18 protein-coding genes are annotated in these 21,022 nt (G+C 64.4%); 2 read left to right on the top strand and 16 right to left on the bottom strand.

Annotation, left to right across the window (positions count from 1 at the left end):
* Positions 1 to 3 precede the first annotated feature (3 nt).
* The 4 genes from IM784_RS01050 to IM784_RS17365 form a co-directional block, all read right to left on the bottom strand.
* Complete coding sequence (locus IM784_RS01050) at positions 4 to 1,503, bottom strand: capsule assembly Wzi family protein (protein ID WP_199553447.1); 1,500 nt, start codon at positions 1,501 to 1,503, stop codon at positions 4 to 6.
* Positions 1,500 to 2,207: a phosphocholine cytidylyltransferase family protein gene (locus tag IM784_RS01045; RefSeq protein ID WP_199553446.1), complete on the bottom strand. Its 708-nt coding sequence runs from the start codon at positions 2,205 to 2,207 to the stop codon at positions 1,500 to 1,502. Before IM784_RS01045 ends, IM784_RS01050 begins: the two co-directional genes overlap by 4 nt.
* Before the next feature lie 33 nt (positions 2,208 to 2,240).
* A complete protein-coding gene (locus tag IM784_RS01040) occupies positions 2,241 to 3,362 on the bottom strand; it encodes an inositol-3-phosphate synthase (RefSeq protein WP_199553445.1) in 1,122 nt (373 codons plus the stop codon).
* A 79-nt stretch (positions 3,363 to 3,441) separates the two neighbouring features.
* On the bottom strand, positions 3,442 to 4,779 hold the full coding sequence (locus IM784_RS17365) for a CDP-alcohol phosphatidyltransferase family protein (protein ID WP_199553444.1): 1,338 nt from the start codon (positions 4,777 to 4,779) through the stop codon (positions 3,442 to 3,444).
* A 115-nt stretch (positions 4,780 to 4,894) separates the two neighbouring features.
* On the opposite strand from IM784_RS17365, the gene IM784_RS01030 reads away from it, so the two are divergent.
* Positions 4,895 to 5,797 carry a CDP-alcohol phosphatidyltransferase family protein gene (locus IM784_RS01030; RefSeq protein ID WP_199553443.1) on the top strand — a complete coding sequence of 301 codons (903 nt, stop codon included), beginning with the start codon at positions 4,895 to 4,897 and terminating at the stop codon, positions 5,795 to 5,797.
* On the top strand, positions 5,790 to 7,868 hold the full coding sequence (locus IM784_RS01025) for a coiled-coil domain-containing protein (protein WP_199553442.1): 2,079 nt from the start codon (positions 5,790 to 5,792) through the stop codon (positions 7,866 to 7,868). The genes IM784_RS01030 and IM784_RS01025 overlap by 8 nt, the downstream gene beginning before the upstream one ends.
* Here the strand turns inward: IM784_RS01025 and IM784_RS01020 are convergent.
* The 12 genes from IM784_RS01020 to nuoG are packed head-to-tail and all read right to left on the bottom strand — an operon-like array spanning position 7,865 to position 21,020.
* Entirely contained in the window at positions 7,865 to 8,149 is a 285-nt protein-coding gene (locus tag IM784_RS01020; protein ID WP_199553441.1) for a DUF1467 family protein, read from the bottom strand. The genes IM784_RS01025 and IM784_RS01020 overlap by 4 nt on opposite strands.
* 12 nt (positions 8,150 to 8,161) lie before the next feature.
* A complete protein-coding gene (locus IM784_RS01015; RefSeq protein ID WP_199553440.1) occupies positions 8,162 to 9,817 on the bottom strand; it encodes a ribonuclease J in 1,656 nt (551 codons plus the stop codon).
* A gap of 6 nt (positions 9,818 to 9,823) precedes the next feature.
* Complete coding sequence (locus IM784_RS01010; RefSeq protein ID WP_199553439.1) at positions 9,824 to 10,702, bottom strand: type III pantothenate kinase; 879 nt, start codon at positions 10,700 to 10,702, stop codon at positions 9,824 to 9,826.
* Positions 10,702 to 11,439, bottom strand: a complete 738-nt coding sequence (locus IM784_RS01005) for a biotin--[acetyl-CoA-carboxylase] ligase (RefSeq protein WP_328799441.1) — start codon at positions 11,437 to 11,439, stop codon at positions 10,702 to 10,704. Before IM784_RS01005 ends, IM784_RS01010 begins: the two co-directional genes overlap by 1 nt.
* Positions 11,439 to 12,896, bottom strand: coding sequence for an NADH-quinone oxidoreductase subunit NuoN (nuoN, locus tag IM784_RS01000; RefSeq protein WP_199553438.1), 1,458 nt, complete (start codon positions 12,894 to 12,896; stop codon positions 11,439 to 11,441). The genes IM784_RS01005 and nuoN overlap by 1 nt, the downstream gene beginning before the upstream one ends.
* Entirely contained in the window at positions 12,893 to 14,434 is a 1,542-nt protein-coding gene (locus IM784_RS00995) for an NADH-quinone oxidoreductase subunit M (protein WP_235976456.1), read from the bottom strand. Before IM784_RS00995 ends, nuoN begins: the two co-directional genes overlap by 4 nt.
* Before the next feature lie 11 nt (positions 14,435 to 14,445).
* The gene (nuoL, locus tag IM784_RS00990) at positions 14,446 to 16,470 is read right to left on the bottom strand and encodes an NADH-quinone oxidoreductase subunit L (RefSeq protein ID WP_199553436.1); all 2,025 of its coding nucleotides are present in this window, start codon (positions 16,468 to 16,470) and stop codon (positions 14,446 to 14,448) included.
* A 1-nt stretch (position 16,471) separates the two neighbouring features.
* The gene (nuoK, locus tag IM784_RS00985; protein ID WP_199553435.1) at positions 16,472 to 16,780 is read right to left on the bottom strand and encodes an NADH-quinone oxidoreductase subunit NuoK; all 309 of its coding nucleotides are present in this window, start codon (positions 16,778 to 16,780) and stop codon (positions 16,472 to 16,474) included.
* Entirely contained in the window at positions 16,777 to 17,409 is a 633-nt protein-coding gene (locus IM784_RS00980) for an NADH-quinone oxidoreductase subunit J (RefSeq protein WP_199553434.1), read from the bottom strand. The genes nuoK and IM784_RS00980 overlap by 4 nt, the downstream gene beginning before the upstream one ends.
* A gap of 47 nt (positions 17,410 to 17,456) precedes the next feature.
* On the bottom strand, positions 17,457 to 17,942 hold the full coding sequence (gene nuoI / locus IM784_RS00975) for an NADH-quinone oxidoreductase subunit NuoI (protein ID WP_199553433.1): 486 nt from the start codon (positions 17,940 to 17,942) through the stop codon (positions 17,457 to 17,459).
* On the bottom strand, positions 17,939 to 19,009 hold the full coding sequence (nuoH, locus tag IM784_RS00970) for an NADH-quinone oxidoreductase subunit NuoH (RefSeq protein WP_199553432.1): 1,071 nt from the start codon (positions 19,007 to 19,009) through the stop codon (positions 17,939 to 17,941). Before nuoH ends, nuoI begins: the two co-directional genes overlap by 4 nt.
* Position 19,010: 1 nt before the next feature.
* Positions 19,011 to 21,020, bottom strand: coding sequence for an NADH-quinone oxidoreductase subunit NuoG (gene nuoG, locus IM784_RS00965; RefSeq protein WP_199553431.1), 2,010 nt, complete (start codon positions 21,018 to 21,020; stop codon positions 19,011 to 19,013).
* Positions 21,021 to 21,022 lie beyond the last annotated feature (2 nt).

Raw genomic sequence — 21,022 nt, 5'->3', positions numbered from 1 at the left:
CCGCTAGAAGCGCGTCGTCCAGCCGATCTCGCCCTGCACCAGCGTCGGGTTGGTATCGGGCGTATCCGGCGCATTCTGCTGCAGCCGCGCGCTGGCCTTGATATCCCCGAATTTCGTAGGCCAGTTTACCCCGCCTTCAAATACCGCAACTTCCTCGCGTGATTTCGAAATGCGATAGCTGGGAATGGAATGCAGGTTCAGCACGATATTCCGGCCGCTCACATACCATCGGCGATTGCGCGAGTCGGTCAGGGCTGAATAGACGGTTATCGCGCGCGCATCCCCATCCAGCGAATGGCCGACCGGACGCCGGCCATAGGTCCAGCCGTCGGTGTAGATGAAATTGTTGTAGGTGCTCCCGGGATAGGCCTTGCTGCCCATCAAACTGCCGAGGAACTTCGCCGCCTGGCTGTCCAGATATTCGAACCCGGCATCCAGCAGCGCCCCATCTTTGCCGACCGGGCCGGAAATCCCGGCTCCGATCTGCCGTGCAAACTGCTCGATCAGGATATTGTCGGCATCCTCGGCAGTCGTCGCGAATGTCAGCTTCAGAATCTGCCCGGTATCGCCAATCGGCCGCCGATAGCTCATGTCGAAGCCGGCCAGCTGGTTGCCCGGCTCATCCAGCGTTCCGGTATTGTCGAAATCCCCGAAACCGATCAGGGCCTTGCCGATGGTCCTCGCGTCACAGGGCCGACCGCTGCCGCAAATCTGGATTCCCCGGTTGAGGCCGATTTCGAAATAGGGTGTCGGCTGAAAGGCAAAACGCATCCCGATCATCGCCGGATTGTCGAAATCGCGCTTCTCGTTGGCGATCGCGACGAAGAAATCGAAGGTCGTCGGCCCCAGCCAGCGCAGCACCGGCGCATCGATGGTAAAGGGCTCCAACCGTCGGAAGCCGACCTTGGGCATCGGCCGGGCGCTGGTGGAAAACAGCATTGCCCCGTCCTGCCCGGCGCCCCACCAATTGTCGATCCAGCCGCCATAGGCCGCCCAGTTGTCGCCCAGACGCAGCGCCACATAGCTCGGATCGGGAGAAAATCCGTTCTTATGCCTTGTGGCTTCCTGGTCCGGGCTGCCATCGCTCTGCCAGGTGCCGCCCCAGGTCACATGCAGGCGCCCCAGATCGTGCGATGCCGAAGCCGTCACTTCCCCCTGGTTGCGGGCCACCCGGTCGAACGTCCGCACCAGCGCCGCATCGTTGGTGCCCATCGCGCGGACCATGAAGCGCGTCTTCTGGCCGGCATATTCCGCCTCTCTTTCCAGCCGGCTGACGGCGGCGGCAATATGCGGGGGCAGCGCTCCATCGGTACGGGCGCGCTCGATCCCGCGATTGATTTGCGACCATGGCAAGGGCCAGGCATCGACCGGCCCCAGAATATAGCCATGCGCCCGCAAAAGCTCCACATCGGTCCGCAGCCGTGCATCCCCGGGGCCCACCCATGGAGAGGCCGCCACGACGGCGCCCTGCAGCAGCAACAGTGCAGCCAGAAACGCCTTCATGCCAATCTCCATTCCTTCCGGGCGATATCCAGCGCCCGTGCATCATCCACATCCAGCCACGGCGCGTCCCCGATATCCACGCAACCTGCAAGCCCGTTCGCCGCCAGCAGCCGGACCCCATCGGAAAGCCCGGGCGCTGCAAGGCCGGCCAACGCCTCAACCAGCTCAGGCCCGATACGGAAAAGCCCGGTGTCGTAGGCATCATAGACGCACAGGCCCTTGCCGATGGCGCGAATCTCCCCGCCATCGGTAAGCACCCGCGTGACATCGGCTTCATCGACCCAGGGATGGCCCAGCCGACGATCGACACCCAGCGCCAGCGCGTGCGCCGCGCCCATCACCAGTCGTCCGACCAGCTCGGGCGAAAGCAAATGGTCCGCCATGGTCAGCAGCGTTCCGGGCCGAACGGATCTGCGCGCGGCAAGGACGGAGACACCGTTCGGCGCCGCCTGCCAGTCGGGGTTGTCCACAAATTCCAACGGCAGCGGTGCCTGGCGAAGCGCTGCCCTTATGTCTTCAGCGCGGTTGCCGACTACTATCGTGACCGACGCGGCCCCGGCCGTCATCAGGCTCTCGATCGAATGCAGGATCAGGGGCTTGCCACCGATATCCGCCAACGGCTTCACCGCTTCCACATCCGCCAGCCGGGAACCGGCCCCGGCTGCCAGGATGATGGCATTGGTCGCAGTGGGCAGGCGCGTCATGATCGGCCGTCCATGCCCGCCGGACGTTTCAGATCAATGGCGGGTGGCGGAAGACGGCCCGGAGTCGCCGACAATGAAGGCATCCAGCGCCGCGCTCGCCGCTGCATCCTCCATCTGCACGGCAGGATGCTTGCAGAAAGCGGCGGAAGGCGCCGCAACCACGCCGCCGATTCCGCGCGCGTGGGCAAGCGCTGCGCAGCGCACCAGATCAATGGCTACACCGGCGGAGTTCGGACTGTCTTCTACGGAAAGCCGCAGCTCGAGGTTCATCGGCACGCCCCCGAACAACTGCCCTTCCATCCGCAGGAAGCAGACCTTGTTGTCGTTCTGCCACGCCACATAATCCGAAGGCCCGACATGGATGTTCTCGTCGTCCAGCCGCCGGTCGGTCGCAGACTGCACGGCCTCGGTCTTGGAGACCTTCTTCGATTCCAGCCGCTCCTTGGCAAGCATGTTCAGGAAGTCCGTGTTGCCGCCCGTATTCAGCTGATAGGTGCGGTCCAGCCGCACGCCCCGCCGCGCAAACAGCTCGGTCAGGGTGCGGTGCACGATGGTCGCCCCCAGCTGCGCCTTGATGTCGTCGCCGATCAGCGGCACGCCGGCGTCGGCAAAGCGCTTCGCCCAGTCCGGATTGCTGGCAATGAAGACCGGGATGTTGTTCACGAACGCGACGCCCGCCTTCAGCGCCGCCTCGGCATAGAATTCGGTCGCCTTCTGGCTGCCCACCGGCAGATAGTTCATCAGCACATGCGCATCGGCGCGCTTCAGTTGCTCCACCACTTCGGCAAGACTCGGCTCAGGCAGGTCTGCCGGGCGGAAACTGCGCGGCTCGGGCGCCTCCAGCATATGCGGCGCCACCCCATCCAGCACCGGGCCCATTGCTACGATTGTGCCGGTCGGCGCCACATGGTCGCAGAACACCGTGGTGCAGTTCGGCTTGGCAAATATCGCCTCTGCGACATCCAGCCCGACCTTGCGCCGATCGACGTCGAATGCCGCCACGACGCGCAGATCTCTCGGCCGCCAGCCGCCAAGATCCCAGTGGCTGAGGCCAATCGCCTCGTTGGCGCCACCGTTGGAATAGTGCGCGATGCCCTGTACCAGCGAGCTTGCGCAGTTCCCGACACCCGCAATCGCGACATTGATCGGCGTCATTCGGGGGTATCGTCCTTCCAGCTCAAACGAGGCCCGTCAACTGAAGGGGCGACACGTTAAGAAAATTGCAACAAGCCGCTCAACTAGCTTCCGCATCCGCCTTCGGCAAGAAATCATAAGAGGTTCCGGCGAAATTCGCGCGCACTTCGTCGCTCACCTGTCTCCCATAGTCTCCAATTGCCTTCAACAGCCGCCAGTGGGAAACGGCAAACGTCACTGCGGCATAGCCCAGCATCACTAGGAAGCCGCCCCACCAGAGCCCGAACAGCCCGAACGGCAAAAGGGTCCAGAAAAAGGTGTTGCGCCGCCCACCGATCAGCCGGAAACCCCGCTCGAACGGCCCCCAGTCGTCCAACTGCCGCCCCGTAAAGCGCCGGAAGAACTCACCCGAAATCGCCTCTGCCAGCGCGAAGATGATGATCCCCCCCGCCGCCAGCCACGCGGCCAGGCCCTGCGTCTGCGACAGCCAGTATCCCAGCGCCAATATCCAGCCATATTCCAGTATCTTGTCCAGTACATGTTCAAGATCGCCCCAGCGCGAAAACTCGTGCCGCGTGCGCGCCAGCTTGCCGTCCACGCCATCCAGCGGCCCCACGATCAGCACCAGCGCCAATGCCCAAAGCGGCTGGCCGGTTGCAAAAAGCCAAACGGCCACAGCCCCCAGCACCCCGGTCAGTACCGTCACCATGTTCGGCGTGATCCAGGTCGGCAGAAGCAACCGCACCAACAGATTCTCGACAGGCGGATGCAGGAACCGCGCCGGCCAGTCCAGGCACCCCTTCTGCGCCGAGGCGAGCAGCCTGTCGGTACCTTGCGCCCGCGCCTCTTCGCTGTCCGGCATTGACCAGATCAACGGCACGTCGCGGCGCCGGTTCGGCGCATAGACGGGCACATCCTCCACAAAGATGCGCCCTGCCCCGGCTTCCACCGCTGCCCGCAACAGCGTTCCGGAAAGCTCCCATTCGCCGAGGCTCGCTGCAACATCTCGCAGCATCGACGCGGGAAGGCGGGCAATTCCGGCCCAATGGTTCGCCGAATCGAGGCGCTCGGCACCGCCGGGCGCCGCAGCGGAAAAAGCGAGCAGAACAGGTGCCACAGGCTCCGCCACCACTGCCGCCACCAGCCTGTCGTCGATCAACAACCCCGGCGCCAGCAGCAGCGCATCGCGCGCTTCACCCTCCAGCCGTTCTGCCAGCTGTCCCGCGTCACTCGTCCGCCAGCAGGCCGGTTCCGCCGCCAGCCGGGCGGCCAGATCCGAGGGCAAGGCCGGGGCCACAAGCCATACCGCCTCGGCGCCGGCCTTCAGCGCCATGCGCACCTGCCGTTCCAGAAGCGTGATGCCACCCACGATCCCAAGCCCGGGGGGCTGTTCTCCGGGCAGGCTTTCCCCCGCCATCACCACCGCGATAAAGCTCATCGGCGCGTCCTTAGCCACGCCTGCGCCGCCCCGCCAGCGCAAAGCGGCGTGCCACACCATCTTGTCGGCCGGCTCTTGCCAGCCGTGTCTGCCTTCATCAGGGTGCAGCGCAACCATGGATTCCGCCCGTCCCATCGAAATCGAGCCCTGGCCCAACCGGCTCCTGATCCACCGTCTGTCTTCGCTGCTGCTGGCGCCAGCGCGTCGCGCCGGTATCCATCCCAATACGGTCACCTGCATGGGCTTCGGATTCGGGCTTCTGGCCGCATCCTCCTATGCGATGGCGGGCCAATCCGGCTCGCGCTGGGCATTTGCGACGCTCGGCCTGCTGCTGATGCTCGCCTGGCTGGTCATGGACGGGCTCGATGGCCAGCTTGCCCGCGCCACCGGCAAGAGCAGCGATATCGGCCGCCTTCTGGACGGCGTGGCGGACTATGCTACATTTGTCGTCGTCAACATCGCCCTCGTTGCCACCCACCCCAGGCCGCTTGCGGCCTTTGCCCTCGCCCTGCTGTCGGGCGTCTTCCACGCGCTCCAGTCGCAATTCTACGAAGGCGAGCGAGCCACCTACATCCGCCGCCTTTCCGGCAAATTTCAGGCGATCGCGCGCGCCGAGGCCGGCGGCCCCTACGAGCGCTTTTACAACCGCTGCGAAGCGCTGCTTGGAAACCGCACCCGCCCGTTCGACCTCAAGCTTCAGGCCGCCGGCCCGGCCGAGCGCGAGCTCCTCCTCTCCCGCTGGCAGCCCGGCGCTGCACGTGCGCTCCGGGCGGCCTCGCCGCTCAGCTCGGATGGCCGCGCCATCGTCATATGGGTCGCCGTCCTCGCGGGCGAAACAATGCTTTACTGGTTCTATGAAATCGGGGTGCTTACTCTTGTCGCGCTTGCCGCAGCGCACAAGCTGAGGCAGTCGGAAGCCGGGGCGATGGCAGGCGACATCGGCGCAGGGCAAACTGCCGGCGCCACGGGTTCGCTGGCCGGGCACGCGCAGAAAAAGGGGCTTACCGGCCATGTCTGAGACGACGACGATCCGCATGTCCTTCCTGGTGGTCAGCCTGCTGGCGATCATCTGGCTGGGGATCGGCTTCTACGCCATGGCAGAGGCCGGGAAACAACCGGAGTCGCTGTTCGAAGCGATCCAGACCTTCGGCCTGATGATCATGCCTGTCGCCACCCTATACGCGCTAGCCGCGGCGCTGGGGCAAAAGGAGCATATCCCGATCCTCGACAAGTCAGACAGCATCGAGGAAACCGAGGCCCGGCTGGCTGGCGCCGTCACCCGCATCGACGCCCTGCGCAATTCCATGGCGGGCGAGCTGAGCGGCCTTGCGGAAACAGCCGAGTCGCTCGAACGCCAGTCTCGTGGCGCACAGAAACTGGTTGCAGAGCTGCAGGCCGCCAGCAACTCTGCCGTCGTTGCCAGCGAAGCCCTCTCGGCGGTCATGCCGCAAGCCCTTGCTGCCGCACAGGAACTGCGCGCGGCAATCGCCACCACCGCCAGCGAAGCCGCAGAGCAAGCCCGACGCGCGGACGCCTCGGCCGCCGCTTTGGCCGCCAGCCTCGGAGCGCTATCGTCCGAGGGAGAAAAGGCCTCCGCCTCGCTTGGCGAATCGCTGGAGCGACTGAGCGTGCAGGCCGAACGCGGGCGCTCTCAGAGCGAGGCTGGCATGCGCAGCATACGCGGCGAAACCGATACGCTGTTCGAAGTGCTGGAAAATACCGCGGTCGCCAAGCGCGAAGCCATGGGCAGACAGGCGGAAGCCATGCTGGCGCAACTGGCCGAAGCCCAGGCCAAGCTCGAATCGATGGCCACAGCCGCGGCCGGGCAGCTGGCCGAGCGTCTAGAGGCACTGAGCGCCAAGGCCGAGGCGATCGAGGGCCGCCTGAAGGCGCAGGCGTCGATGACGGAGTCGCTCGCCACTTCCGGAGAACGGGCTTTCCAGTTGCTCGATGCCCGCCTGCTGCATAGCAACGAAACCAGCCGCACGTCGCTCGACCGGCTTTCCGCGCGCGTGCAGGAGGTGAACTCCGAAATCGCCGGGCTGACGCTGCCGCTGAAGGACACGCAGGGCGCGGCACAGGATCTCGAAGGCGCCGTCCGCTCGCTGCGTGAAGTAACCATGCAGACCGTCGACGTGCTCGGCGAAACGCTGCCCAACCGCACGGTGGAGGCCGGCAGGGCAGCCGAAGCGCTCACCGCCGAACTTATGGAACTGGTAAGCGCCATCGACGGCGCCTATACCCGCGCCGCCGCGCTCGCCGACCCGATTGCCGAAAGCCGCGCCGCCATCGATTCCGCCAGCGAAGCCTATGCTGCCCAGCGCACCGCCATCGAGGCAGCCGGCCGGGCGCTGGTGGTGGAGTTGCAGCAGGCGCGCACGCTCATCGGCGAAGTCGAGGAACAGACCCGCGACACCTCGCTCTCCGCCGCTTCCCGCCTGGTCGAGGCGATGACCCGCGTGCGCGAAGTTTCCGCCCAGACCACCGGCACCATGCGCGAAATGCTCGAAGGCGTGATCGCCGAAGCCCGCGAAGCACTTGCCACCGCCGCCGACGAAGCCATGCGGCACGGCTTTGCCGAGCCCGTCGCCATTCGCGCGCGGGAGGCTGAGGCAGCAGCAGCAGCGGCCGCCGAACGCACGGCCTCCAGCATGGCAGCTCTCGCCAACACACTGAAACTTCTCGAAGAACGCTCAGCCGACCGGATCGGCCACTTCGAATCCGCGCAGCAGGAGGATCTGCTCGCATCCGCGACCCTGCTCACCGACAGGCTCTCGCAGGCTTCGATTTCCATCTCGTCAGCGCTGGGCAAGCCGATGGACGATGCCGACTGGACGCAATGGCGCAAGGGCGAGCGCGGCTTCTTCAGCCGCCGCGTCCACTCGCTGCTCGATAAGCGGGAAGCAAAGGAGCTGAAGGGGCTGATCGCCGAAGACAGCGAATTCGCCGCCGCTGCTCGCAGCTACACCTCCGCCTTCGATGCCCTGGTGCGCCGCTTCGAAGGCCCGGCGCCGGCGCTTGCCGCCGCCATCCAGGGTTCGGAACAGGGGCGGCTGGCAGCTGCGCTTTCAGAGGTGCTGGAAGGCTAGGACTTTCCCTGCGGTGGCCGGGGAACCAGCTTTTCGAGATCGGCCGCGGTGACCCAGTTCATGTTCCAGTTGAGCAGGAACAGGCCGAAAAGCACGGCTGAGATCAGCGTCGTCCACAGCAGCTTGCGCGGCATGGAGACATGGTGCGGGGCGCTGTCCGCCTGACCCGGCACCTGTGCCTCGCCCAGCTCGCGCGAGGTCTTCACGCCATAAGGCAGCACCAGGAACAACGTCAGCACCCAGAACAGCAAATAGACGGCACAGATGGAAATCCACGACATCGGCGCCCGTCCCTAAAGGCTGATCAGCTGCACTTCGGTGGGCGGCTTCTTACCGGTCCACTGCCGCGCCACACGACGCACGGCCACCTTCACTTCGTCTTCCAGCCGTCGCTTGTCCTTCAGGCCGATCTTGCCGAACGTTTCCGCCGCCGCATCGCAGGCATCGGCCAGGAAGGATTCCTCATCCTCCTCCACCGGTACGCCGCGCGCGATCACCCGCGGTTCCGCCGCCAGCTGGCCGCGCTTGTCCACCACCAGCGTCACCACGATCAGCCCGGCATAGCCAAGCTTCCGCCGCATCGCCATCGTCGCGCCATCCGCCGGCAGGATCACGTCGCCGTCCAGCACCAGCCGTCCATGCACCTCATGGCTCAGCACCTTCGGCTTTCCCGGCGCCAGCCGGATGGCCGCACCGTTCACCGGCACGATCGCTTCCGGCACGCCGACGCTCCGGGCCAGCCGCGCATGTTCTTCCATATGCCGCCGCTCGCCGTGCACCGGCACGGCGATTTGCGGCCTGATCCAGCCATACATGGCTTCCAGCTCGGGCCGCCCGGGATGGCCGGACACATGCACATGCGCCTGCCGGTCGCCGATGATCTCGATGCCGCGCGCGGCCAGCGCATTCTGCACCCGCCCGATCGCCAGCTCGTTCCCCGGAATCTGCTTGGAGGAATAGACGACGAGATCTCCCGCCTCGAGCCGAATCGACGGATGTGACCCATCGGCAATCCGCGCCAGCGCCGCCTGCGGTTCGCCCTGCGTGCCCGTCACCACGATCAGCAGCGTTTCCGGCCGCGCCGTGGCGGCAGCTTCCCAGCTGATGCTATCGGGGAAATCGGTCAGATACCCTGTCGCCTTCGCCACCTGGATGATCCGCTCCAGCGAGCGGCCGGCAATCACCAGCTTCCGCCCGGTAGCCTTCGCCACTTCGCCGATGGTGTGCAGTCGCGTCGCGTTCGACGCAAAGGTCGTCACCACCACCCTGCCCCGCGTGCGGCTCTTCACCAGCTTCATCAGCCCGTCGAATACATCCCCTTCGGATCCCGAAGCTTCCGCGTTGAAGACGTTGGTGGAATCGCCGATCAGCGCCAGCGTGCCCTTGCCGCCATTGGCGCCAATCGCCGTCAGTTCCGCCGCGCTGGCAGGATCGCCCAGCAGCGGCCGGTCGTCCAGCTTCCAGTCGCCTGTGTGGAACAGCCGCCCATAGGGCGTGTCGATCACCAGAGCATTGCCCTCTGGAATGGAATGCGCCAGCGCCACGAATCTCGCCTTGAACGGCCCCAGCTCCACTTCGCCGCCCATCGGGATCACGTGCAGCTTCACTTCGCTCGAGAGGCCTTCGTCTTCCAGCTTGCGCCGGATCAGCCCCGCCGTGAACGGCGTGGCATACAAGGGCACGCCCAGCTCGGCGGCCAGATAGGGAATTGCGCCGATATGATCTTCATGGCCATGCGTCAGGATCACGCCCAGCAGGTCATCACGCCGTTCCTCGATGAAGCGCAGGTCGGGCAGCACCAGCTCCACGCCCGGCAGCGACGGATCGGCAAAGGTCATGCCGAGGTCGCACATGATCCACTTGCCTTGGCAGCCATAAAGATTGACGTTCATGCCGATTTCCCCCGAGCCGCCCAGCGGCAGGAAAATCAGCTCTTCACCAGGTTTCAATTCAACTCAGCCTTCATCGATTTGCAGGCCCGGGCGCAGCGCAACATCGGCGCGTTCGGCTGCAGTATTTCGGTCGTGCACAGGTGCGCGCACCAATTTGCGGTTATGCGCATGGATACGCATCAGTCCCTTGATCGTCAGATCGGGATCCACATAGGAGATAGTGGTTGTGTGGCGACTGAACAATGGCGCCAGCCCGCCAGTTGCAATCACCGTGACCTTCGCATTGATTTCATCGGTCAGGCGTCTGACCAACCCCTCGACCAGCCCGACATAGCCCCAGAACACGCCCGATTGCATGGCATGCACGGTGCCCTTGCCGATCACCCCCAGCCCCTGCCCCGGCGGCTCCACCGCTATGCGCGGCAGCTTTGCCGCCGCCCGATAGAGCGCGTCCATAGAGAGATTGATGCCCGGCGAGATCACCCCGCCCTCATAACTGCCGCCCGCCGAGACGATATCGAACGTCGTCGCCGTGCCGAAATCGATGATGATGAGGTCGCCCGGCCAGATCGCATGCGCGGCAACCGCGTTGACGATGCGGTCAGCCCCCACCTCGCCCGGATTGGGCAGGTTGATCGGCATGCCATAGTCGATGCCCGGCGCCCCGACCACCATCGGCTCCACATCCACATATTTCCGCGCCAGCCCGCGCAGGTTGAACAGCGTCTGCGGCACCACGCTGGCAATGACTACATCCTCGATGTCGGAGCGCTTCAGCCCGTCCATCTCGATCAGCTGGTTCAGCCAGACAGCATATTCGTCGGCGGTGCGGTTGGCATCGGTGGAGATCCGCCAGCGCTTCACGATCTCCCCCCCGCCCTTGCTGCCGTCCACCAGCGCAAAGACGATGTTGGTGTTGCCGACATCGATCGCGAGCAGCATCAGCCTTTTTCCTTTCCCCCGACGGGCTCCGCTCCGGTCGCAGGCCCCGGCTGCCAAACATCACCCGCGTGGATGCGATGGGCCTTTCCATCGTCGCCGTCCAGCAGAAGCGCGCCGTCGGTATCCAGCCCGGCAAAGCTGCCGGCGATCTTTCCCTCGCCGCTGGTCACCAGCAGCCGGGTGCCGAACGGGTGCGCCCGCTCCAGCCAATCCGAACGGATCGGATGGAAGCTGTGCTTGCGCCACATCTCGCGGCGGCGCCCAAAGGCCTCGGCCAGCAGGTTCGCAAAACCCGGGGCCGAAATCTCGATGCCGACTTCGGCCAACGCAATCGTCCGACGATCCGGAAGCACAGGCGCCACCGCCAGGTTTACGCCGATCCCCAGGATGATCACGTCGGCCTCGCGCTCCAGCAGGATGCCCGACAGTTTGGCTTCATCCAGCAGCAGGTCGTTCGGCCATTTCAGCTGCAGACGGCTGGTTTCCACAAATCCGGCTACCACATCGTGCAAGGCCAAAGCCGCAACAAAACCAAGTTCCGCCGCCCAGCCCTCGCCCGGTTGTGGCCGGATCAAGCAGCTCGCGGCCAGATTGCCCTGCGGCATCTGCCATTGCCGGCCGACGCGCCCCCGCCCGCTGGTCTGCCGATCCGCGCGCACCCACTGGCCGTCACCAAACTGGCTGGCGTTTTCGCGCAGCCAGTCGTTGGTCGACCCGACTTCTTCGAGGTGAAGAATCAGAACAAGCTGCTGGCTGCAGCGCGCGTGGCGCTGAGCAGCGGCCCCAGCAGCAGATAGCCCGCCGGCGAGCAGAATAGGGCCGCCAGCAGCATCATGCCCTTGTTGATTACCAGCGTTCCCTCTCCGGACGCGCCCACCACCACGCCGGCCGGCTGGTCGAAGAACAGGACCTTCACGACGCGCAGATAGTAATAGGCCGCCACCACCGAAGCGAGCACGCCCAAAACCGCCAGCAGCCACAGGTTTGCGTCCACCGCCGCGTTGAACACCGCCAGCTTTGCCATGAAGCCGAACAGCGGCGGCAGGCCTGCCAGAGAAAGCATGAAGATCGAAAGCGCCGTCGCCAGCCAGGGGCGCGAACGCGCCAGCCCGGCCAGATCGTCCAGCGTTTCCACCGGGCGACCATCGACATCGGTCAGCATCAGCACGCACAGGAAGGCGCCCAGGGTCATCACCAGATAGATGGCAAGATAGAGCAGCACGGCGGAAGCGCCGTCCGCCGTGGCTGCGGCGAGCCCGATCAGCATGAAGCCGACATTGTTGATCGAGGAATAGGCGAGCAGCCGCTTCACATTGGTCTGCGCGATGGCGCCGAGCGCGCCCAGATACATCGACAGGATCGACATCACGATCACGATCTGCCGCCAATCGCCCACCATGCCGGAGAAGGCGTCCAGCGCCACGCGCAGGAACAGCCCCATGGCGGCCACCTTTGGCGCAGAGGCAAAGAAGGCTGCGACCGGCGTTGGCGCCCCTTCATAGACATCCGGCGTCCACATGTGGAACGGCACGGCGGACACCTTGAACGCGAGGCCCGCCAGCACGAACACCAGCCCGAACAGCGCGCCCATGTTACGCTCGCCGCCGGCGGAAAGCCCGGACGCGATCTGCGTGAAATCGGTGGACCCGACAAAGCCGTAGATGAGGCTGATGCCATAGAGCAGCAGGCCGGACGACAAGGCGCCGAGCACGAAATATTTCAGGCCGGCTTCCGTCGACTTCTGGTCGTCGCGATGGAACGAGGCCAGCACATAGGCCGACAGGCTCATGAGCTCGAGGCCGACATACAGCGCCAGCAGGTTGTTCGCCGATACCATCACGAACATGCCCAGCGTTGAAAGCACGATCAGCACCGGATACTCAAAACGCGAAACGTTCGTCCGCTCCAGCCACGGCACCGCCATCAACACCGAAGCGACGGCGCCCACCAGCAGCAGGATTTTCAGGAAGGCGGAAAGCGCATCGGCCACATACAGGTCGTTCCACGCCAGCTCGCGCACCGGGGAATCATCGACGATTGTCAGTGCCGTCAGCACGAACAGGATGACCGCGCCCCAGCTAAGCCCCTTCACGGAATCATTGCCGCGGAACACGCCCAGCAACAGCAGCACCAGCGCGCCGGCGCCCAGCACCAGTTCGGGCGCGCCGATCGAGAGCGACTGTTGCAACGTCATTCCGAATGTCCTGTCGTCTCGTGCGCGACGGCCGGCGCAGCAGCAACTGCCGCCTTCGCCAGCAGGGGCGTAAATTGCGTCTGCGGCGCGTTCGCCCGCGCCATCCGTGCCATCAGGCTTTCCACCGGTGCCTTCAGCGGCTCCAGGAATGGCTTGGGATAGACACCCATCCACAGCGCCACCAGCGCCAGCGGCACCATGATCGACCATTCGCGGGCGCTGAGGTCAGGCATGGCGGCGGCATCGGCATTCTTCTGCGCGCCGAACATTACCCGCGCAAACAGCCACAGCATATAGGCAGCACCCAGGATCACCCCCGTCGCCATCACGAAGGCGACCCAGGTGTTGGCCTTGAAGATGCCCGTCAGAGCCAGGAATTCGCCGACAAAGCCGGAGGTTCCGGGCAGCGCAATCGAGGCCATGGTGAACAGCAGGAAAAACACCGCATAGCGTGGCATGTTGGTCGTGACGCCGCCGTAACGGTCGATGTCGCGCGTGTGCAACCGGTCATAGATGACGCCGACGCAGAAGAAGAGCGCGGCTGACACCACCCCGTGCGACAGCATCACCACCATCGCGCCCTCCACCCCTTGCGTGTTCAGCGCAAACAGGCCGCCGGTGACAAAGGCCATGTGGGCAACCGACGAATAGGCGATCAGCTTTTTCATGTCTGACTGCACCAGCGCGATCAGCGAGGTGACAACCACAGCGATCATGCTCAGCGCAAACACCAGCCACATCAGTTGTACCGAAGCTTCCGGGAACATCGGCATGGAGAAGCGGATGAAGCCATAGCCGCCCATCTTCAGCAGCACGCCGGCCAGGATCATCGAACCCGCCGTCGGCGCCTCGACGTGCGCGTCGGGCAGCCAGGTGTGCACCGGCCACATCGGCATCTTCACGGCAAAGCTGGCGAAGAAGGCAAGCCACAGCCAGGTCTGCGCATGCACCGGGAAATCATGCGCCATCAGCGCCGGAATATCGGTGGTACCGGCCTCGCGGACCATCCACAGCATCGCCAGCAGCATCAGCACCGAGCCGAGCAACGTGTAGAGGAAAAATTTGTAACTGGCGTAGATCCGCCGCTTGCCGCCCCACACGCCGATGATCAGGTACATCGGGATCAGTCCGGCTTCGAAGAAGATGTAGAAGAGGAACAGGTCGAGGCTGGCGAACACCCCGATCATCAGCGCCTCCATCACCAGGAAGGCGCAGATATATTCTGGCACGCGGGTCTTGATGCTGTCCCAACCGGCGAGGATGCAGAGCGGCATCAGGAACACCGACAGCAGGATCAGCACCAGGCTGATGCCGTCGATCCCAAGATGCCAGCTGAACAGCCCGCCAAACAGCTCGGCCCGCTCGGTAAACTGGAAGGCTGCCGTCGAGCTATCGAACCCGGCCCACAGCACCAGTCCCATCGCAAACAGGACCAGCGTGGTGCCAAGGCCCACCAGCCGCGCCATGCGCGCCTGAGCCTGCTCGTCGCCCGGGAGGAAGAGAACCGCAAGCGCCAGCGCCAGCGGCAGAAGGATCATTGCCGACAGCATCAACGCACCATGAACCAGGTTGCAAACAGAGCGACGCCCGCAAGCATCACCAGCGCATAGGAATAGACAAGGCCGGACTGGAACCGATGGGCAATCCCCGAACCGGAACCGACCAATCCGCTCAACCCGTCGGGCCCGAAGCGGTCGATCAGGCCCTGGTCACCGCGCTTCCAGAAGATGTTGCCCAGCCACAGCGCCGGCTTCACGAACAGCCAGTTGTAGATCTCGTCGAAATACCATTTGTTCGAGAGGAAGGCGTGCAGGTGCCGGAACTGCTTCTTGAAGGCATCGGCCGCCTGCGGGTTGCGGATATAGACCAGGAAGGCGATCGTCAGGCCGGTCAGCATCGCCAGCGTCGGCGACCAATGCACCAGACCCGGCACATGGTGCAGCGCCGCGTAGAACTCGCCGTCATGCACCAGCGACCCGTTCCAGAAGCCATGATGGCCCACGAACATGTCGTTGAAGATGGCGCCGGCAAACAATGCGCCGAAGCTCAGCAGCGCCAGCGGCACCATCATCGGCCAGGGGCTTTCATGCGGGTGATAGCCCGCCGTGCCGTCAGCCTGATCGGCATGGTGATGATCGTCATGCCCGTGATCTGCATGCACGTGATCGTGGTGGTCGTCGTGGCCATGCGCATCATGCACCGCATGCTGGATATGCTCGGACTGCGACCAGCGCGGCTTGCCGAAGAAGGTCTTGAAGATCAGACGCCAGCTGTAGAAACTCGTCAGCAGAGAGGCGAAAATCCCCACCGAGAAGGCCACACGCGAAGCTTCTGTGCCGCGCTCCCACGCCGCAAACAGCACGGCATCCTTCGAGAAATAGCCCGAGGTGTAGTTCACGCCGGTGATCGCAATCGTACCGATCACCATCGCAGCGAAGGTCCAAGGGATCACTTTCCTGAGGCCACCATAATAGCGCATGTCCTGCTCGTGGTGCATCGCATGGATCACCGAGCCGGCGCAGAGGAACAGCAGCGCCTTGAAGAAGGCGTGGGTGAAGAGGTGGAACATCGCCGCCCCATAGGCCCCCGTGCCCGCCGCAAAAAACATGAAGCCCAGCTGCGAGCAGGTGGAATAGGCGATCACCCGCTTGATATCATGCTGCGTCGTCGCAACCGTCGCCGCAAAGATCGCCGTCAGCGCACCGACATAGGTGACAACCGTAGACGCCGTAACCGACGCATCGAACAAAGGCGACATCCGGCACACCAGGAACACGCCCGCCGTCACCATGGTCGCGGCATGGATCAACGCCGACACCGGGGTCGGGCCTTCCATCGCGTCCGGCAACCAGGTGTGCAGCGGCACCTGCGCCGATTTCCCGCAGGCCCCGACGAACAGCAGCAGGGCGAGGCAGGTGATGGCGTCGACCGAGTGGCCGAGGAAGGTGAACGTCGCCCCTTTCGCCGTGGGCACCGCGCTCAGGATGGTATCGAGATCGACCGTGCCGAACAGCATGAACAGCCCGAAGATGCCCAGCATGAAGCCGAAATCGCCCACGCGGTTCACCACGAACGCCTTGATCGCGGCCGCCCAGGCGCTCGGCTTCTTGTACCAGAAGCCGATCAGCAGATAGCTCGCCAGACCCACGCCTTCCCAGCCGAAGAACATCTGCACCAGATTGTCGGCAGTCACCAGCATCAGCATGGCAAAGGTGAACAGCGACAGATAGGCGAAGAAGCGCGGCTGGTCCGGATCCTCCGCCATATAGCCCCAGCTATACAGGTGGACGAGCGCCGACACCGAGGTGATGACGACCAGCATCACGCCGGTCAGGATGTCCACCTTCAGCGACCAGTTTACGGCCAGATCACCGCTGGTGAACCATTGCGCCACCAGCACATCCTGCGCCGGCGCACCGTTGATGAGGCCTATGAACGTCACCCAGCTGAGCGCACAGGAAATGAACAGCGCGCCCGTCGTCACCGACTTCGCCGCCACATTGCCGATCATCCGATTGCCGATACCGGCAATCAGGAAGGCGATCAGGGGAAGAAAAACAAGGATCTGGATCATGTCAGCCGCGCATCTGGCGGACATCATCGACAGCGATGGTCCCGCGGTTCCGGAAATAGACGACAAGGATGGCAAGGCCGATCGCGGCCTCGCCGGCGGCGACCGTCAGCACGAACATCGCGAAGATCTGCCCCACCATGTCCCCCAGGAACACCGAGAAAGCGACGAAATTGATGTTCACCGCCAGCAGGATCAGTTCCACCGACATCAGGATGACGATGATGTTTTTGCGGTTGATCAGGATGCCCAGCACGCCCAGCGTGAACAGGATCGCCCCCACAACCAGATAATGACCGATGCCGATACTCATCCCTGCACTCCCGCGTCCGTATCGACGCCCGCCCCAAGCTGAGGGCGCGTGATCGTCACCGCAGAGGCCGGAGTCCGCGCATTCTGCTTCGAGATGTCCTGCCGCTTCACGCCCGGCCGCCGCCGCAGCGTCAGCACGATGGCGCCGATCATCGCCGTCAGCAGGATCATCCCCGCCATCTGGAAGATGAAGACATAGTCCGTATAGAGGATGGTCCCCAGCGCCTGCGTATTGGACAGCTGCGTTGCCGGCACAGGCGCAGCGCGCGCATCCAGCGCCAGGTCGCCAAACACCCAGGCGCCGCCCACCATCGCCAGCTCGACCGCCAGCACCAGCCCCAGCGCCAGTCCGAACGGCAGATATTTCGAAAAGCCCGCCCGCATCCGCGTGAAATCGATGTCCAGCATCATCACCACGAACAGGAACAGCACGGCAACGGCGCCCACATAGACGATCACCAGGATCATCGCGATGAACTCGGCGCCGATCGCCAGGAACAGTCCGGCCGCGTTGAAGAAGGCAAGGATAAGCCACAGCACGCTGTGGACGGGATTCCTCGCCAGAATCACCATCAACGCCGAGGCCACGACGACCGAGGCGAAGAGATAGAAGATGAGTGCCTGGATCACCGGAAAATTCGGCCCTGATTGAGGAGTTTCATGGGTTTGCGCAGCCGTTAGCGATAGGGGGCGTCGGCGGCAAGGTTGGCGGCGATGGCGCGCTCCCAGCGCTCCCCGTTCGCCAGCAGCCGATCCTTGTCGTACAGCAGCTCCTCGCGCGTCTCCGTCGCGAACTCGAAATTCGGCCCTTCCACGATGGCATCCACCGGGCAGGCCTCCTGGCACAGTCCGCAATAGATGCACTTCGTCATGTCGATGTCATAGCGCGTCGTGCGACGGCTGCCGTCGGCGCGCGGCTCGGCCTCGATGGTGATCGCCTGCGCCGGGCAGACGGCCTCGCACAGCTTGCACGCAATGCAGCGCTCTTCGCCGTTGGGATAGCGCCGCAGCGCGTGCTCGCCGCGGAACCGCGGAGAGAGCGGGCTCTTCTCATAGGGGTAGTTCACCGTCCGCTTGGGGCGGAACATATAGCTGAACGTCAGCGCATGGCCGCGGATAAATTCCAGCAGCAACAGCGACTTGGCGGCCTGCATTACGCTCATGACAGTCCTCCAGAAAGAATGGGGGCTCCATAATGCCCAGAGAAGACCAACCAGCCCGAAACCAGCACCACCCAGAACAGGGTCAGCGGCAGGAACACCTTCCAGCCCAGCCGCATCAGCTGGTCATAGCGATACCTTGGCACCGTCGCCTTCACCCAGGCGAAGACGAAGAACATGAAGACGATCTTGGCGAACAACCAGATGACGCCCGGCACCATGTACAGCGGCTCCCAGTTGAAGGGCGGCAGATAGCCCCCCAGGAACAGGATGCTTGCCAGCGCGCACATCAACAGGACGTTCATATACTCGCCCAGGAAGAACAGGGCGAAGGTCATCGAGGAATATTCCACCTGATAGCCGGCCACCAGCTCGGCCTCGGCCTCGGGCAAGTCGAACGGTGGCCGGTTCGTTTCCGCGAGCGCCGAGATCAGGAACACGATCGCCATCGGAAACAGCAGCGGATTGAAGATGTTGCCGTTGACGACCCCGAAGATGTTGCCACGCTGGCTCTCGACGATATCGGTCAGATTGAAGCTGGAGGCATAGAGCACCACCGTCACGATCACGAAGCCGATGGAGACTTCATAGCTCACCATCTGCGCCGCAGAGCGCAGACCGCCCAGGAACGGATACTTCGAGTTGGAAGCCCAGCCCGACATGATGATGCCATAGACGCCCATCGACGACACCGCGAACAGGTAGAGCAGGCCGACATTGATGTCCGCCAGCACCCAGCCGGCATCGAACGGGATCACCGCCCAGGCCACCAGCGCCAGCACGAAGGTGATCATAGGCGCGATGAAGAAAACACCTTTGTTCGCGCCCGACGGCACGACGGTTTCCTTCAGGAACAGCTTCAGCCCGTCGGCAAAGGGTTGCAGAAAGCCCACCGGCCCTACCACATTAGGACCACGGCGAAGCTGCATGGCAGCCCAAACCTTGCGGTCCATCCACGTGGAAATCGCCATCACCAGCATAACCGGCAGGGCGATCAGCAGGATCAGGATCACATGCGCGACCAGCCAGCCAAAATCTGCGCCCAGATACGTCTGGAAAAACTCGACCATATTACTCAGCCGCCTCCAGAATGGCAGGCGCGCGGCCTTCCAGAATCTCCGCCACGCAGGTCCGCATCGTCGGGCTGGCCCGCAGGATCGGGTTCGAGCTGTAGAAGTCGGTCGCGCGGGCGCGCGTTGCGCCGGCGGGCTTGCCCGTCAGCGTCGCCGCTTCCCACACCGCAGGCTCCAGCCCCTCGCGGCCCAGCTCCGGCCATTCGCCGGCAATGCGCGTGCGCAGCTGGTCCAGATTGTCATAGCCCAGCGTGATGCCCAGCACATCGGCGAGCGCCCGGAAGATCGTCCAGTCCTCGCGCGCGTCGCCCGGCGGGAAGGTTGCCCGCAGCGACCGCTGCACCCGGCCTTCCAGATTGACCCAGGTGCCCGGCTTTTCGGCCCAGGCCGCGCCCGGCAGGATGATGTCGGCGACAGCCGCACCGCGATCGCCATGGGAACCGATGTAGATCTTGGTAGCCCCGCCAAACGGCGCCAGAGCCAGCTCGTCCACGCCCAGCAGGAACAGCACCGACGGCGCCGCAGCGGCGAGCGCGTCTACACCCTCCCCTGCCCAACCCACCGTCATCGCGCCCACGCGGGCGGCGCTGTCGTGCAGGATATTGAAGCCGTTCCAGCCGTCCTTCACCAGCACGTCGGCAAGGCCATGCGCGGCTGCCAGCACGTCGGCGGAGGCATTGCGGCTGCCCACGATCAGCGCCGGGCGCTGCGCCGACTTCAACTTGCCGGCGACATCCTTGGGCAGCTTCGCCAGCAGCCCCAGATCATCGCCCAGATCGGTCACCGGATAGGAGGGGTCACTGCCACCGCCGATGCGCAGCACCGTCGCCCCACCCCGACGCACCGCCTTGCGGATACGGCTGTTCACCAGCGGCGCATCCAGACGCGGATCAGCGCCCACCAGCAGGATCAGATCAGCTGTTTCCAGCCCGGCCAGCGTCGAGTTGAACCGCCAATGCGCCGCCGGCCCGGCATAGGCCGCGCCATCGGTCCGGCTTTCCAGCCGCGTCGCGCCAAGCCCGGTCAGCAGGTCCTTCGCTGCAACCAGTTCCTCGACCGCCGACAGATTGCCGGAAATCGCCGCAATCTTGTCTCCGGCCACGCCCGAAACAGCCGCCTTCACGGCCGCAAAGGCCTGCGCCCAGGTCGCCGGCTTCAGCTCGCCATTCACCCGCACCCACGGGCGATCCAGCCGCCGCTCCTGCAGGCCGTCGCAGCCGAAGCGCGCGGTGTCGGAAATCCACTCCTCGTTCACATCCTCATTCAGGCGCGGCGTCACGCGGACGACGGCTCCCGAACGGCTGTGCACGGTGATGTTGGCGCCCACCGCATCCATCACATCGATGCTGTCGGTGCGCTTCAATTCCCACGGCCGGGCATGGAACGCCGTCGGCTTCGCGGTCAGCGCACCCACCGGGCACAAGTCGATGACATTGCCCGACATTTCGGACGTCACTGCCTGCTCCAGATAGGAAGTGATCTGCATGTTCTCGCCGCGATACAGTGCGCCTATTTCCTCGACGCCGGCCACTTCCTCGGCAAAACGCACACAACGCGTGCACTGGATGCAGCGCGTCATCACCGTCTTGATCAGCGGCCCCATGTGTTTTTCGGTGACGGCGCGCTTGTTCTCTTCAAAGCGCGAATTGCCCCGACCATAGGCCATCGCCTGGTCCTGCAGGTCGCACTCGCCGCCCTGATCGCAGATCGGGCAATCGAGCGGGTGGTTGATGAGGAGAAACTCCATCACCCCCTCGCGCGCCTTCTTCACCATCGGGCTGTCGGTCAGGATATTCTGCCCCTCGGCAGCCGGCAGCGCACAGCTAGCCTGGGGCTTCGGCGGCCCCGGAGACACCTGCACCAGGCACATGCGGCAATTGCCGGCAATCGAAAGCCGCTCATGATAGCAGAAACGCGGGATTTCCTTGCCGGCCGCTTCGCAGGCCTGCATCACCGTGGCACCAGCCGGCACCTCAATCTCGACCCCGTCTACGGTTACCTTAGGCATGC

It is taken from the genome of Sandaracinobacteroides hominis, from assembly GCF_016464365.1.
GTDB classification, from domain to species: domain Bacteria; phylum Pseudomonadota; class Alphaproteobacteria; order Sphingomonadales; family Sphingomonadaceae; genus Sandaracinobacteroides; species Sandaracinobacteroides hominis.
The sequence above is the reverse complement of the archived record's forward strand: the minus strand, read 5'-3'. Positions and strand labels throughout refer to the sequence as shown.

Bases quoted from the DNA above. Each gene is read 5' to 3' on its own strand.
- nuoL (WP_199553436.1), bottom strand. From the start codon at position 16,470: ATGATCCAGATCCTTGTTTTTCTTCCCCTGATCGCCTTCCTGATTGCC.
- IM784_RS01050 (WP_199553447.1), bottom strand. From the start codon at position 1,503: ATGAAGGCGTTTCTGGCTGCACTGTTGCTGCTGCAGGGCGCCGTCGTG.
- nuoK (WP_199553435.1), bottom strand. From the start codon at position 16,780: ATGAGTATCGGCATCGGTCATTATCTGGTTGTGGGGGCGATCCTGTTC.
- IM784_RS00995 (WP_235976456.1), bottom strand. From the start codon at position 14,434: ATGATCCTTCTGCCGCTGGCGCTGGCGCTTGCGGTTCTCTTCCTCCCG.
- nuoH (WP_199553432.1), bottom strand. From the start codon at position 19,009: ATGGTCGAGTTTTTCCAGACGTATCTGGGCGCAGATTTTGGCTGGCTG.
- IM784_RS01040 (WP_199553445.1), bottom strand. From the start codon at position 3,362: ATGACGCCGATCAATGTCGCGATTGCGGGTGTCGGGAACTGCGCAAGC.
- nuoG (WP_199553431.1), bottom strand. From the start codon at position 21,020: ATGCCTAAGGTAACCGTAGACGGGGTCGAGATTGAGGTGCCGGCTGGT.
- nuoN (WP_199553438.1), bottom strand. From the start codon at position 12,896: ATGACGTTGCAACAGTCGCTCTCGATCGGCGCGCCCGAACTGGTGCTG.
- IM784_RS01045 (WP_199553446.1), bottom strand. From the start codon at position 2,207: ATGACGCGCCTGCCCACTGCGACCAATGCCATCATCCTGGCAGCCGGG.
- IM784_RS01010 (WP_199553439.1), bottom strand. From the start codon at position 10,702: ATGCTGCTCGCGATCGATGTCGGCAACACCAACATCGTCTTTGCGCTG.
- IM784_RS17365 (WP_199553444.1), bottom strand. From the start codon at position 4,779: ATGAGCTTTATCGCGGTGGTGATGGCGGGGGAAAGCCTGCCCGGAGAA.
- IM784_RS01020 (WP_199553441.1), bottom strand. From the start codon at position 8,149: ATGTCGTGGATTTCCATCTGTGCCGTCTATTTGCTGTTCTGGGTGCTG.
- IM784_RS01030 (WP_199553443.1), top strand. From the start codon at position 4,895: ATGGATTCCGCCCGTCCCATCGAAATCGAGCCCTGGCCCAACCGGCTC.
- nuoI (WP_199553433.1), bottom strand. From the start codon at position 17,942: ATGAGCGTAATGCAGGCCGCCAAGTCGCTGTTGCTGCTGGAATTTATC.
- IM784_RS01025 (WP_199553442.1), top strand. From the start codon at position 5,790: ATGTCTGAGACGACGACGATCCGCATGTCCTTCCTGGTGGTCAGCCTG.